The 14,055-nt window shown below is 59.8% G+C and carries 8 protein-coding genes; 7 read left to right on the top strand and 1 reads right to left on the bottom strand.

All coding sequences use genetic code 11. The annotated features are described in order from the left end of the window. Positions 1–81: 81 nt before the first annotated feature. From ACF8MC_RS14055 to ACF8MC_RS14045, 3 genes are read left to right on the top strand one after another with little or no spacing between them, the layout of a single operon-like run. Complete coding sequence (locus tag ACF8MC_RS14055) at positions 82–2,871, top strand: xanthine dehydrogenase family protein molybdopterin-binding subunit (RefSeq protein WP_164105248.1); 2,790 nt, start codon at positions 82–84, stop codon at positions 2,869–2,871. Next, positions 2,868–3,422 carry a (2Fe-2S)-binding protein gene (locus ACF8MC_RS14050; RefSeq protein ID WP_033635931.1) on the top strand — a complete coding sequence of 185 codons (555 nt, stop codon included), beginning with the start codon at positions 2,868–2,870 and terminating at the stop codon, positions 3,420–3,422. The genes ACF8MC_RS14055 and ACF8MC_RS14050 overlap by 4 nt, the downstream gene beginning before the upstream one ends. After that, positions 3,419–4,654, top strand: a complete 1,236-nt coding sequence (locus tag ACF8MC_RS14045) for a cytochrome c (protein ID WP_164105249.1) — start codon at positions 3,419–3,421, stop codon at positions 4,652–4,654. The genes ACF8MC_RS14050 and ACF8MC_RS14045 overlap by 4 nt, the downstream gene beginning before the upstream one ends. Before the next feature lie 63 nt (positions 4,655–4,717). Here ACF8MC_RS14045 and ACF8MC_RS14040 read toward each other — a convergent pair whose 3' ends face one another. Next, positions 4,718–6,094, bottom strand: coding sequence for an amino acid permease (locus ACF8MC_RS14040; protein ID WP_033635929.1), 1,377 nt, complete (start codon positions 6,092–6,094; stop codon positions 4,718–4,720). 631 nt (positions 6,095–6,725) lie between these two features. Here ACF8MC_RS14040 and pdhR point away from each other — a divergent pair. From pdhR to lpdA, 4 genes are all read left to right on the top strand, one after another. Then, positions 6,726–7,490, top strand: coding sequence for a pyruvate dehydrogenase complex transcriptional repressor PdhR (gene pdhR, locus ACF8MC_RS14035; RefSeq protein ID WP_004937490.1), 765 nt, complete (start codon positions 6,726–6,728; stop codon positions 7,488–7,490). 165 nt (positions 7,491–7,655) lie between these two features. Next, entirely contained in the window at positions 7,656–10,319 is a 2,664-nt protein-coding gene (aceE, locus tag ACF8MC_RS14030) for a pyruvate dehydrogenase (acetyl-transferring), homodimeric type (protein ID WP_004937495.1), read from the top strand. A gap of 13 nt (positions 10,320–10,332) precedes the next feature. Then, positions 10,333–12,216, top strand: a complete 1,884-nt coding sequence (aceF, locus tag ACF8MC_RS14025) for a pyruvate dehydrogenase complex dihydrolipoyllysine-residue acetyltransferase (protein ID WP_164105250.1) — start codon at positions 10,333–10,335, stop codon at positions 12,214–12,216. A 233-nt stretch (positions 12,217–12,449) separates the two neighbouring features. Next, the gene (gene lpdA, locus ACF8MC_RS14020; RefSeq protein ID WP_004937500.1) at positions 12,450–13,874 is read left to right on the top strand and encodes a dihydrolipoyl dehydrogenase; all 1,425 of its coding nucleotides are present in this window, start codon (positions 12,450–12,452) and stop codon (positions 13,872–13,874) included. Positions 13,875–14,055: the final 181 nt, after the last annotated feature.

The raw sequence follows: 14,055 nt of genomic DNA, 5'->3' as shown, positions 1-14,055 counted from the left end.
GTCTACGGCAAGGTCGTCAGCGTTTGCGCAACAACACCGCGAACAAAAACCAATTACAAGAAAGACGTGAAGGACTTATTTATGAGCAATTTCAACCCGTCGCGGCGCCGCTTTATCAAAGGCGCCGTGATTGCGGGGGTGTCCGTGTACCTCGCGCCCCTGTACAGCCGCGCCTACGCCGCGCTGTTCGAGCAAAAAATCCTCCAGTCACCCAACTGGGATCCGCAGACCAAACGCGTCCGTTTCCGTATCGATGGCCGCGCCAAGGTCATGGGGCAGAAGGTGTTCGCGCGCGACATCCGCGCGGTGGACATGCCGCACTGGCCGCAGAAACAGGCGCACGCCTTCATTCTTCGCGTCACTAAAGCCGACCGGCTGTTCGAGGGCGTCGATCTGTCGCTGCTGGGGGACGACCTGCAGCCGGATCGCCTGGTGACGGCGGAAGATCTGGCGCGCGACGGCCTGGCCTTCCCGGCGTTCTACGGCGACGACATGCTGCTGCCGAGCGGCAAAACCCCGGCCTATCTCGGCCAGGCGGTGGCGATACTGATCTATCACGACTTCGCCCGTTTCCGCTTCGCCAAGGACAAGCTGAAATTCCGTGAGGAAACCATCAAATACGGCGCGGTCACCGGCCCGCTGGAGCGCGATCCCTGGGGCAGCTTCCGCTATGTGCGGGTGGGGGGCGATCAACCGTTCGACGACGATCGCTTCTCCAGCCTGAAGGACACGCCGATCTTCCCGGTGTCGATGAAAAAACACCTGCCGGAGTGGCCGGAAGGGCGCGAGGGCGGCAAGCTGGATCAGGAAGGCATGCGCTATGCGGGCCTGATCGCCGACGAGATGGCCAATCCGCCGGCCGATTGGCTGGTGATGTCGCGCCGCTACACCACGCAGTCGATCGACACCTCGGCGCTGGAGCCGGACAACGCCAACGGCTGGTTCGATGCCGAGACGCAAACGCTGCATCTGGTGGTGCCGACCCAGTCGCCGCAGGAAGTGGCCGACGAGATGCCGCGCATGCTGGCCAAGCGCAACCCGCCGGTGAAACAGCTGATCCTGCACCCATGCTACACCGTGGGCTACGGCTCGAAAGATCACTACAACTTCCCGTATTACGGCGCGGTGGCGGCGATGTACGGCGACGGCCACCCGGTGCGCCTGGCCAACGATCGCTTCGAGCAGTTCCAGACGGCGCTGAAGCGCCACGCGTTCGACATGAATTACCGCATCGCGGTGAATAAGCAGACCGGCGTCATGCAGTCGTTCCTCGGCGACATGACCGCGGACGGCGGCGGCCGCAGCAACTTTACCCCTTCGGTGGTGATGGTCGGCGCGACCGCCGCCCAGTCGATTTACTACTTCCCGAAAAGCGATCTGTCGTCGGTCGGGCTGGCCTCACGCGCCATCGACGCCGGCTCGGCGCGCGGTTACGGCACGCTGCAGAGCATGGCCGCCACCGAGATGATGGTGGATGAGCTGGCCGCCGAGCTGAAGATCGACCCGATCGAGTTCCGCCTGCGCAACGTGCTGAAATCCGGCATGAAAAACACCCAGGGGGCGATCCCGGCCGGTGCGATCCGCGCCGATGAAGTGCTGGAGAAGGCGGCGAAGCATGAGATGTGGCTCAAGCGCGCTGAACGCAAGGCCGAGTTTGAGAGCCGCCATCCCGGCAAGCGCTATGGCGTTGGCTTCGGCTGCGTGCAGAAAGACTTCGGCACCGGGGCGGAAACCTCGTTCGCCCGGGTGGAGCTGAGCGAAGACGGCCGCATCACGCTGCATCACAGCGGCGCGGAGATGGGCACCGGCATGTCGACCTCGCAGTCGGTATTGTGCGCGCAGTGGCTGGGCAAACCGGCCGACGAAGCGCATTTCTCGGTCACCGACTGGTCGGTGCTGCCGATGGTCACCAGCGGCGATCCCTACCTGATGTCGCAGGAGGAGCAGGACAAGCTGCAAACCAACCCTAACTGGACGCCGAGCTACTGTTCGCCGTCCAGCGCCAGCAACTCGGCCTATTACTTCTCGCACAGCACCCGCGAAGCGGCGCGCCTGATCTTCGATCACGGCGTCTGGCCGGCGGCGATGGCGCTGTGGCAGGCCGGCATCGGCGGCGGCCAGGCGGCGCCGCTGGTGGTGCGGCGTGAAGATGCGCGTTGGGTCGAAGGCGGCCTGACGGCGGCGGGCATGTCGGTGCTGAGCCTCGAGCTGCTGGCCAAGACGGCCTATCAGATGGGCGGCGTCACCGGCGCGGCGGTGCACGTCTTCAATCGCTGGCAGTGGGCGGAGGCCGATTTCACGCTGAACGGCAAAAGCGAGCGCTTGCCGATCGACGGCATGGCGCTGCGCAACGCCGGCGGCGAATTCAAACCGCTGGCGCGTGGGCAGGTCTACTACCCGCCAACCCAGCGTAACAATGCGGCGGTCACCTACTACAGCGCCGTTGGCACGCTGGCGGAAGTGGCGGTGGATATCGCCACCGGCCAGGTGGAATTGCTGAATCACCATTCGATCATGGAGTGCGGCAACCTGATCGTGCCGGAACTGGTTTCCGGCCAGCTGCAGGGCGGTCTGGCGATGGGGATCGGCCATGCGCTGCACGAATATTTACCGCTGTATGAAGACGGGCCGGGCAACGGCACCTGGAACTTCAACCGTTACCACCTGCCTCGCGCCAGCGACGTGGCGGTGTGGAAGCAGAGTGGCGACATCCTGCCGGCGCTGTCGGAAACCGATCCGCCGAAAGGCATGGCGGAGGTGGTGATGATCCCGATTGTGGCCGCGCTGGTCAACGCCATCGCCGACGCCACCGGCCACCGTTTCCGTGATTTGCCCGTTCGTGCAGAAAATATTCGTGAGGTATTACAATGAGCATTAAAACCCAGCCGATCTCCCTGACCATCAACCAGAAGCAGTACGGCCCAATCGAGGTGCCGGAAGGCCTGATGATGATCGATTTCCTGCACGAATACCTTGACCTGACCGGCTCGCGCCTCGGCTGCGGGCAGGGCATTTGCCACGCCTGCGTGGCAATCGTCGATCACCCGAGCGGCACCAGCGAAGAGGTGCGCACCTGCATCACCGGCGCGCATTTCTTCAACGGCAAGAAAGTGCGTACCGTCGAAGGCCACGCCAGGGTGGACGAGCAGGGCGAGGTGGTTGAACTGTCGCCGATCCAGCAGGCGTTTCTGGAGCACTACAGCTTCCAGTGCGGCTATTGCACGCCGGGCTTCGTCAATGCCGCCACCATTTTCGTGGAAAAGCTCAAGCGTGAACCTATCGCTCGCGAGCAGCTGGAAAGCGCCATCGAGCAGGCGTTGGACAGCCACATCTGCCGCTGCACCGGCTACGTGCGTTACTACGAAGCGGTGCGCGACGTGGTGCTGAAAACGCCGGGCCTGCTGAAGGAGACGGCGCAATGAAAAAACGTCTCGCAGTATTGATTGTGCTGGTGGCGATCGTGGTGATTGCGCTGCTGTGGTGGCGGGAAAACCGCCGTTACGACGGCCCGGTGCAGCAGGTGACCGCCGGCGCCGAACAGATCGCCCGCGGCCGCTATCTGGCGCAGGCCGCCGACTGCGCCGCCTGTCATACCGCCAGCGGCGGGGCGCCGTTGGCCGGCGGCTATCCGCTGGAAACGCCGTTCGGCACGATTTACGGCAGCAATCTGACGCCGTCGGCCGACCACGGCATCGGGCGCTGGACCAAGGACGACTTCTTCCTGGCGCTGACGCAGGGCGTGGCGCCGGGCGGGCGGCACCTGTACCCGGCGATGCCTTATACCTCGTACAAGGGCATGTCGCGTCAGGATGCCGACGACATCTACGCTTACCTGATGACGCGCCCGGCGGTGGACGTGGCCATTCCGGCCAACGAGATGCCGTTCCCGTTCAACCAGCGCATGGCGCTGATCGGCTGGAACCTGCTGTTCCGCAGCCAGGATCCGCTGCCGGCCAGTTCGCAGGGCAGCTCGCCGCAATGGCAGCGCGGCCGCTATCTGGCCGACGTGCTGGGCCACTGTGGCGAATGCCACACGCCGCGCGGCGCGCTGGGGCAGATGGATCTCGCCAAGCCGATGCAGGGCGGCGATCTCGGCCGCTTCATGGCGCCGGACATTACGCCGCACGGCCTGGCGCAGCGCGGCTGGACGCCGCAGGACGTCAGCCGCTTCCTCAGCACCGGCCTCGCGCCGCAGGGTTCCGCCTTCAGCGAGATGCACATGGTGGTGGATCTCAGCACCCGGCATTTAACGCCGGAAGACCATCAGGCGCTGGCGCTGTATCTGATGGGCGAGCAGCCGCCGGCGGCGGTGCCGGTGAAAATGGGCCAGGGCAGTGATGCCGGGCGCATGGCCTATCTGGATCAGTGCGCCGGCTGCCACGCCCGCGAAGGCGAGGGCAAACCGCACGTCGCACCGGCGATGCGCGATAACGCCACGCTGCGCCAGGTGGACGGCAAGAACCTGATCGTGTCGGTGCTGGACGGCCTGCCGGCTCAGCAGTTCCCGAACGGCGAAAGCATGCAGAGCATGCCGGGCTTCGGCGAACGGCTGAGCGATGCCGACGTGGCGGAGCTGGTGAATTATCTGCGCGTGACCTGGGGCGGCTTGCCGGCGGACATCACCGCCGAACAGGTGAAAGCGCTGCGCAAATAAGCGGCGTTCAGGCGAAAAAAATGGCCCGCATCAGCGGGCCATTTTATTGCGCGGTCACGGGGTTCAACGGCTGGTGACGCCGTCGACGCGTTGGCTGCGCTGTTTGATGGCGTAACCGACGGCCAGGATCGCCACCCACACCGGGATCAGCAGCACCGAGATTTGAATGCCCGGCGTCAGGTACATGATCACCAGGATGCCGGCCATGAACAGCAGGCACAGGTAGTTGCTGAACGGGTACCAGAACGCTTTGAACTTCGGCACCACGCCTTCGCGGTTTTTGGCGGCGCGGAACTTCAGGTGCGCCAGGCTGATCATCGCCCAGTTGATCACCAGCGCCGATACCACCAACGCCATCAACAGTTCGAAAGCGCGGCCCGGGATCAGGTAGTTAATCAGCACGCACAGCGCGGTGGCGAGGGCGGAAATGCCGATGGCCACCACCGGCACACCGCGGCCGTCGACCTTCAACAGGCTTTTCGGGCCGTTGCCCTGCTGCGCCAGGCCATACAGCATGCGGCTGTTACAGTAGACGCAGCTGTTGTACACCGACAGCGCGGCGGTAAGCACCACGATGTTCAGCACGGTAGCCACCAGGTTGCTGTTCAGCGCGTGGAAGATCAGCACGAACGGGCTGCCGCCTTCGACCACTTTGCCCCAAGGGTACAGCGACAGCAGAATGGCCAGCGAACCGATATAGAAGATCAGGATGCGGTAGATCACCTGATTGGTGGCTTTCGGAATGCTCTTTTGCGGGTCGTCGGCTTCGGCGGCGGTGATGCCGACCAGCTCGAGGCCGCCGAAGGAGAACATGATCACCGCCATCGCCATCACCAGGCCCATGACGCCGTTCGGGAAGAACCCGCCCTGCGCCCACAGATTGGTGACGGTGGCCTCCGGGCCGCCCATGCCGCTGAACAGCAGGTAGGCGCCGAACACGATCATGCCGATAATCGCCACCACCTTGATGATGGCGAACCAGAACTCCATCTCGCCGTAAACTTTGACGTTGGCCAGGTTGATGGCGTTGATCGCCAGAAAGAATACCGCGGCGGAAACCCAGGTGGGGATCTCCGGCCACCAGTACTGCACGTAGATGCCGACCGCGGTCAGCTCCGCCATCGCCACCAGGACATACAGCACCCAGTAGTTCCAGCCGGAGGCGAAGCCGGCGAAGTTGCCCCAGTATTTGTAGGCGAAGTGGCTGAAGGAACCGGCAACCGGCTCTTCCACCACCATCTCCCCCAGCTGGCGCATGATCAGAAACGCGATGAAGCCGCCGATGGCGTAGCCGAGAAGCACTGACGGGCCGGCCATTTTTATTGTTTGAGCGATACCGAGAAATAACCCGGTGCCGATTGCGCCACCTAAGGCGATGAGCTGAATATGGCGGTTTTTCAGGCCGCGTTTCAGCTGGTCACCATGCTGTTGACCATCCATCAATCAAACCCTCTGTCGTTGTGAATGCCCACCTGCCTGTAAAGCAGTGGTTACGATGTGTGTTTTGTTTTATTTACGGCGTTATAGCTATTAATTCCACGGCGCCGCTACCGTTTGGCAGAGAATAATGTTATGTGCGTCGGTTTGCACCTGCTTTGTCGTGTGAGTGATTAAGATTGCAGCAGTTTAGGAAACAAAATGCGGGTTGTGTGACGGCGGGAGGGATTCAGTGCATGAAATAAGCAACAAATCACATAATGCGCAAAAATAACGTAGATCCGAGCGGCGGCGCGCGTTCAAATAATGAACGAATCACCGTGGCGCTGCTCGCCAAATAGCCATTCATTAAAGCGTCATAACCATGCAATAAAACTTGGGCAAAAAGTTTGCACTCTTCCTTGCGTAAGGTTTGGTAAAAGTTAAATCCCCAACCCGGCGCGTAAATGGTAATACCATCACGGCGTTACCGGTTTGCAGCGGGGTTTTCAGCGGGGTGTTAAAATGTGCGGGTAACCTGATTTCGATCAAGGCCCGTATGGACAGGAGGTGAATACTTTGTTACTTTACCGTCACGTTTTTGAAATTGGTATTACCAATTGACTCCGCGCCATTCGCAGAGAAGAATTCACTCATGGCCTACAGCAAAATCCGCCAACCCAAGTTGTCAGATGTTATCGAGCAACAGCTCGAATATCTGATCCTCGAGGGGACACTGCGCCCAGGCGAAAAACTGCCTCCGGAGCGCGAGCTGGCGAAACAATTTGATGTCTCCCGTCCTTCTCTGAGAGAGGCCATTCAGCGCCTGGAAGCGAAAGGGCTGCTCCTGCGTCGTCAGGGCGGCGGCACCTTCGTGCAAACTAATCTGTGGCAGAGCTTCAGCGATCCGCTGGCCGAGCTGCTGGCCGACCATCCCGAATCACAGTTCGATCTGCTGGAAACCCGTCACGCGCTGGAAGGCATTGCCGCCTATTACGCGGCGCTGCGCGGCACCGATGAAGATCTGGCGCGCATCCGCGACTGCCACATCGTGATTCAACAGGCTCAAGACAGCGGCGATCTCGACGCCGAAGCCGATGCGGTCATGCAGTATCAAATCGCCGTGACCGAAGCTGCCCACAACGTTGTGTTACTTCACCTGCTACGCTGCATGGGGCCGATGCTGGAACAGAACGTGCGTCAGAACTTTGAATTGCTCTACTCGCGCCGTGAGATGTTGGCAAAAGTGAGCAGCCACCGCGCCGGAATTTTTGAGGCGATTGTGGCACGCGAGCCGGAAAAGGCCCGTGAAGCCTCGCATCGCCACTTGGCGTTTATCGAGGAAATCTTGCTGGATCTCAGCCGGGAGCATACTCGGCGCGAGAGATCGCTACGGCGTCTCCAGCAACGCAAGGATTAAGAGCTGTCCTCTTCAGGGTACACCAGCCTGCGGGGGTTAAGTTCGAGGTACTTAGTTAAGTACTTAAGCGGCAACTAAACTGATGGGCCTGTCTTCGTGTGTTTTTGCACAGAGCACAGGAAGACAGGCTCCAAACAAACCATTAGACAGATAAGGAATACCACCATGTCAGAACGTTTAAACAATGACGTGGATCCGATCGAAACCCGCGACTGGCTGCAGGCGATCGAATCGGTCATCCGTGAAGAGGGTGTTGAGCGAGCTCAGTTTCTGATTGATCAGGTATTGGGAGAAGCCCGCAAAGGCGGCGTTAACGTTGCGGCCGGTGCTGCAGCGCACAACTACGTCAACACCATCGCGGTAGAAGACGAACCGGCCTACCCAGGCAACCTGGATCTGGAACGCCGCATTCGCTCAGCGATCCGTTGGAACGCGATCATGACCGTTCTTCGCGCATCCAAAAAAGACCTGGAGCTGGGCGGCCACATGGCTTCCTTCCAGTCTTCCGCGACCTTCTATGAAGTCTGCTTTAACCACTTCTTCCGCGCACGCAACGAGAAAGACGGCGGCGACCTGGTGTACTTCCAGGGCCACATCTCTCCGGGCGTTTACGCGCGTGCCTTCCTTGAAGGCCGCCTGACCGAAGAACAAATGAACAACTTCCGTCAGGAAGTGCACGGCAACGGCCTGTCCTCTTACCCGCATCCTAAGCTGATGCCGGAATTCTGGCAGTTCCCGACCGTTTCCATGGGCTTGGGCCCAATCAGCGCCATCTATCAGGCGAAGTTCCTGAAATACCTGGAACACCGCGGCCTGAAAGACACCTCTGAGCAGACCGTTTACGCCTTCCTGGGCGACGGCGAGATGGATGAGCCGGAATCCAAAGGCGCCATCACCATCGCGACCCGCGAGAAGCTGGACAACCTGGTGTTCGTCATCAACTGCAACCTGCAGCGCTTGGACGGCCCGGTCACCGGCAACGGCAAGATCATCAACGAACTGGAAGGCATCTTCTCCGGCGCAGGCTGGCAGGTGCTGAAAGTGATCTGGGGCGGCCGTTGGGACGAACTGCTGCGTAAAGACACCAGCGGTAAACTGGTTCAGCTGATGAACGAGACCCTGGACGGCGACTACCAGACCTTCAAATCCAAAGACGGCGCTTACGTGCGCGAGCACTTCTTCGGCCGTTACCCGGAAACCGCGGCGCTGGTCAAAGACATGACCGACGACGAAATCTGGGCGCTGAACCGTGGTGGTCACGATCCGAAGAAAATCTTCGCTGCACTGAAAAAAGCGCAGGACACCAAAGGCAAACCGACCGTTATCCTGGCCCACACCATCAAAGGTTACGGCATGGGTGAAACCGCGGAAGGTAAAAACATCGCTCACCAGGTGAAGAAAATGAACATGGAAGGGGTTCACCACTTCCGCGATCGTTTCAACGTGCCGGTTGCCGATGCTGACATCGAAAAACTGCCGTACATCACCTTCGAGAAAGATTCCGAAGAGTACAAATACCTGCACGAACGTCGCCAGGCGCTGAAAGGCTACGTGCCGACGCGTCTGCCGGAGTTCACCCAGAAACTGGAAATGCCGGCGCTGGAAGATTTCAGCTCGCTGCTGGAAGAGCAGAACAAAGAGATCTCCACCACTATCGCCTTCGTGCGTGCCCTGAACGTGATGCTGAAGAACAAGTCGATCAAAGATCGCCTGGTGCCAATCATCGCCGACGAAGCGCGTACCTTCGGTATGGAAGGTCTGTTCCGTCAGATCGGTATCTACAGCCCGAACGGCCAGCAGTACACCCCGCAGGACCGTGAACAGGTTGCTTACTACAAAGAAGACGAGAAAGGCCAAATCCTGCAGGAAGGCATCAACGAACTGGGCGCAGCCTCTTCCTGGCTGGCCGCAGCGACTTCCTACAGCACCAACGATCTGCCGATGATTCCGTTCTACATCTACTACTCGATGTTCGGTTTCCAACGTATCGGCGACCTGTGCTGGGCAGCGGGCGACCAACAGGCGCGCGGCTTCCTGATCGGCGGGACCTCGGGCCGTACTACCCTGAACGGCGAAGGTCTGCAGCACGAAGATGGCCACAGCCACATTCAGTCTCTGACCATCCCTAACTGCATCTCTTACGATCCGGCTTACGCGTACGAAGTAGCGGTGATCATGCACGACGGTCTGGTGCGCATGTATGGCGACAACCCGGAAAACGTGTACTACTACCTGACCACGCTGAACGAAAACTACCACATGCCTGCGATGCCGCAGGGTGCGGAAGAAGGTATCCGCAAGGGTATCTACAAGCTGGAAACGCTGGAAGGCAGCAAAGGCAAGGTACAGCTGCTGGGCTCCGGCGCCATCCTGCGCCACGTGCGCGAAGCTGCGCAGATCCTGGCGAAGGACTACGGCGTGGGTTCCGACACCTACAGCGTGACCTCGTTCACCGAGCTGGCGCGCGACGGCCAGGACTGCGAGCGCTGGAACATGCTGCACCCAACCGAAACGCCACGCGTGCCTTACATCGCTCAGGTGATGAGCGACGCGCCGGCGGTAGCTTCTACCGACTACATGAAACTGTTCGCCGAACAGGTTCGTACTTATGTGCCGGCCAGCGACTATCGCGTACTGGGCACCGACGGCTTCGGTCGTTCGGACAGCCGCGAAAACCTGCGTCACCACTTCGAAGTCGATGCATCCTACGTGGTGGTTGCTGCTCTGGGTGAACTGGCTAAACGCGGTGAGATCGAAGCTTCTGTGGTTGCCGATGCAATCAAGAAATTCGACATCAACCCGGAAAAAGTTAACCCGCGTCTGGCCTAAGAGGTACTGAATAATGTCTATCGAAATCAACGTACCGGACATCGGTGCAGATGAAGTCGAAATCACCGAGATTCTGGTGAAGGTCGGCGATAAAGTTGAAGCGGAACAATCGCTGATCACCGTGGAAGGCGACAAGGCTTCCATGGAAGTGCCATCCCCGCAGGCGGGCGTGGTGAAAGAGATCAAAGTGGCGGTCGGCGATAAAACCGAAACCGGCAAACTGATCATGATCTTCGAAGCGGCAGGCGCAGCGGAAGCTGCACCGGCGGCGAAAGCGGAAGAAAAACCGGCGGCAGCAGCAGCTGCCCCGGCCGCCGCTGCGGCCAAAGACGTTGCCGTGCCGGACATCGGCGCCGACGAAGTCGAAGTGACCGAGATCCTGGTGAAAGTGGGCGACAAGGTGGAAGCCGAGCAGTCCCTGATCACCGTGGAAGGCGACAAGGCTTCCATGGAAGTCCCTGCGCCGTTCGCGGGTACCGTGAAAGAGATCAAGATCGCGACCGGCGACAAAGTGAAAACCGGTTCCCTGATCATGGTGTTCGAAGTGGCCGGCGCCGCTTCCGCTGCGGCCCCGGCTACGGCTGAAGCACCGGCTGCCGCTGCAGCGCCTGCGGCCTCTGCGGCCAAAGACGTCGCCGTGCCGGATATTGGCGGCGACGAAGTCGAAGTGACCGAAGTGATGGTTAAGGTGGGCGACAAGGTTGCCGCCGAGCAGTCTCTGATCACCGTGGAAGGCGACAAGGCCTCCATGGAAGTGCCTGCACCGTTCGCGGGTACCGTGAAAGAGATCAAGATCGCGACCGGCGACAAAGTGAAAACCGGCTCCCTGATCATGGTGTTCGAAGTGGAAGGCGCTGCGCCTGCCGCTGCCGCCGTTCCAGCCGCTAAAGCGGAAGCTGCGCCGGCGCCGGCCGCCGCGAAAGCCGCCGCTCCGGCTGCGAAAGCTGACGACAAAGGCGAGTTCGCCGAGAACGCGGCATACGTGCACGCGACCCCGGTCATTCGTCGTCTGGCGCGTGAATTCGGCGTTAACCTGGCGAAAGTGAAAGGCACCGGTCGTAAAGGCCGCATCCTGCGCGAAGACGTTCAGGCTTACGTGAAAGACGCGGTGAAACGCGCTGAAGCGGCCCCGGCCGCTGCCGGCGGCGGTCTGCCAGGCATGCTGCCATGGCCGAAAGTGGACTTCAGCAAGTTCGGCGAGATCGAAGAAGTCGAAATGGGCCGCATCCAGAAGATCTCTGGCGCGAACCTGAGCCGCAACTGGGTGATGATCCCGCACGTGACTCACTTCGACAAAACCGACATCACCGATCTGGAAGCGTTCCGCAAACAGCAGAATGAAGAAGCGGCCAAGCGCAAGCTGGACGTGAAGTTCACGCCTGTCGTGTTCATCATGAAAGCCGTTGCTGCCGCTCTGGAGCAGATGCCGCGCTTCAACAGCTCGCTGTCCGAAGACGGTCAGAAGCTGACGCTGAAGAAATACATCAACATCGGCGTGGCGGTAGATACCCCGAACGGCCTGGTGGTTCCGGTGTTCAAGGACGTGAACAAGAAGAGCATCACCGAGCTGTCTCGCGAACTGATGGCCATCTCCAAGAAAGCGCGCGACGGCAAGCTGACCGCGGGCGAGATGCAGGGCGGCTGCTTCACCATCTCCAGCCTGGGCGGCATCGGGACGACCCACTTCGCGCCGATCGTCAACGCGCCGGAAGTGGCTATCCTGGGCGTCTCCAAGTCTGCGATGGAGCCGGTCTGGAACGGTAAAGAGTTCATGCCGCGCCTGATGATGCCGATGTCGCTGTCCTTCGACCACCGCGTTATCGACGGTGCCGATGGTGCGCGCTTCATCACCATCATCAACAACATGTTGTCCGACATTCGCCGTCTGGTGATGTAATGCAAAAGGGGCGCAGCATGCTGCGCCCCTGACGATTCTGTAGCAGTTTTGTCGGATTTTGCATAACTCGACAAAATTGTTGAGACACGGGTCACTCGAACACGCTTTGCAGATTATTAACAATTCTGTAAACTGCTCGCGGTGTAAGCGTCCCGGTGGATGAAGGGCGTTATGAGATCGATTAGCAATAAAAATGACGTCTGACCCGCCGGACAATCAATTAAGAGGTCATGATGAGTACTGAAATTAAAACTCAGGTCGTGGTACTTGGGGCGGGCCCGGCAGGTTACTCTGCAGCCTTTCGTTGCGCTGACTTAGGTCTTGAAACCGTTCTGGTTGAACGTTATTCCACTCTGGGCGGGGTTTGCCTGAACGTGGGATGTATCCCTTCCAAAGCACTGCTGCACGTTGCCAAAGTGATCGAAGAAGCCAAAGCGTTGGCCGAACACGGCATCGTTTTCGGCGAGCCGAAAACCGACATCGACAAAGTGCGCGTCTGGAAAGAAAAAGTCATCACTCAGCTGACCGGCGGTCTGGCTGGCATGGCGAAAGGCCGTAAAGTGAAAGTGGTCAACGGCCTGGGCAAGTTCACCGGCGCTAACACCCTGGTTGTTGAAGGCGAAAACGGCCCAACCACCATCAACTTCGACAACGCCATCATCGCTGCAGGTTCTCGTCCGATCCAACTGCCATTCATTCCTCATGAAGATCCACGCGTGTGGGATTCCACCGATGCGCTGGAGCTGAAAACCGTCCCAGAGCGTCTGCTGGTTATGGGCGGCGGCATCATCGGCCTGGAAATGGGCACCGTATACCATGCGCTGGGTTCACAGATCGACGTCGTTGAGATGTTCGATCAGGTTATCCCGGCGGCAGATAAAGACGTGGTGAAAGTCTTCACCAAACGTATCAGCAAGCAGTTCAACCTGATGCTGGAAACCAAAGTGACCGCGGTAGAAGCCAAAGAAGACGGCATCTACGTCACGATGGAAGGTAAAAAAGCGCCGGCAGAACCACAGCGTTACGACGCGGTGCTGGTGGCGATCGGCCGCGTGCCGAACGGCAAACTGCTGGATGCCGGCAAAGCCGGTGTTGAAGTTGACGAGCGTGGCTTCATCAACGTCGACAAACAGCTGCGCACCAACGTGCCGCACATCTTCGCTATCGGCGACATCGTCGGTCAGCCGATGCTGGCGCACAAAGGCGTGCACGAAGGCCACGTTGCCGCAGAAGTTATCGCCGGCATGAAGCACTACTTCGATCCGAAAGTGATCCCATCCATCGCTTACACCGAGCCGGAAGTGGCATGGGTGGGTCTGACCGAGAAAGAAGCGAAAGAGAAAGGTATCAGCTACGAAACCTCCACCTTCCCGTGGGCGGCTTCCGGCCGTGCGATCGCTTCCGACTGTGCAGACGGCATGACCAAACTGATCTTCGACAAAGAAACTCACCGCATCATCGGTGGCGCGATTGTCGGCACCAACGGCGGCGAACTGCTGGGTGAAATCGGTCTGGCTATCGAGATGGGCTGCGACGCGGAAGACATCGCGCTGACCATCCACGCTCACCCGACCCTGCACGAGTCCGTGGGCCTGGCGGCGGAGATCTACGAAGGCAGCATCACCGACCTGCCTAACCCGAAAGCCAAGAAGAAGTAATTCTGCTGGTTTGACCGGTTAACAAGCGGCTCCTGACAAGGAGCCGTTTTTTTTGCTCAAACACAGAAAGCGGTTTTTTTGTGGCCGCTGCGCCAAATTCCGATCCCCCTGCTTATATCCATTCTAATTATATGGATATAATGCCCTGCTAGTCCGGCAGCCGATTACGCTGCGCTCAACG

The sequence above is a fragment of the Serratia sp. LACPHL-BACT-2024-00286 genome, from assembly GCF_043109535.1.
In the GTDB taxonomy this organism is placed as follows: Bacteria; Pseudomonadota; Gammaproteobacteria; order Enterobacterales; family Enterobacteriaceae; genus Serratia; species Serratia sarumanii.
The sequence above is the reverse complement of the archived record's forward strand: the minus strand, read 5'-3'. Positions and strand labels throughout refer to the sequence as shown.

What these genes read in the sequence shown, in the direction of transcription:
- ACF8MC_RS14055 (WP_164105248.1), top strand. Translation starts at nt 82, where the DNA reads ATGAGCAATTTCAACCCGTCGCGGCGCCGCTTTATCAAAGGCGCCGTG.
- ACF8MC_RS14050 (WP_033635931.1), top strand. Translation starts at nt 2,868, where the DNA reads ATGAGCATTAAAACCCAGCCGATCTCCCTGACCATCAACCAGAAGCAG.
- ACF8MC_RS14045 (WP_164105249.1), top strand. Translation starts at nt 3,419, where the DNA reads ATGAAAAAACGTCTCGCAGTATTGATTGTGCTGGTGGCGATCGTGGTG.
- ACF8MC_RS14040 (WP_033635929.1), bottom strand. Translation starts at nt 6,094, where the DNA reads ATGGATGGTCAACAGCATGGTGACCAGCTGAAACGCGGCCTGAAAAAC.
- pdhR (WP_004937490.1), top strand. Translation starts at nt 6,726, where the DNA reads ATGGCCTACAGCAAAATCCGCCAACCCAAGTTGTCAGATGTTATCGAG.
- aceE (WP_004937495.1), top strand. Translation starts at nt 7,656, where the DNA reads ATGTCAGAACGTTTAAACAATGACGTGGATCCGATCGAAACCCGCGAC.
- aceF (WP_164105250.1), top strand. Translation starts at nt 10,333, where the DNA reads ATGTCTATCGAAATCAACGTACCGGACATCGGTGCAGATGAAGTCGAA.
- lpdA (WP_004937500.1), top strand. Translation starts at nt 12,450, where the DNA reads ATGAGTACTGAAATTAAAACTCAGGTCGTGGTACTTGGGGCGGGCCCG.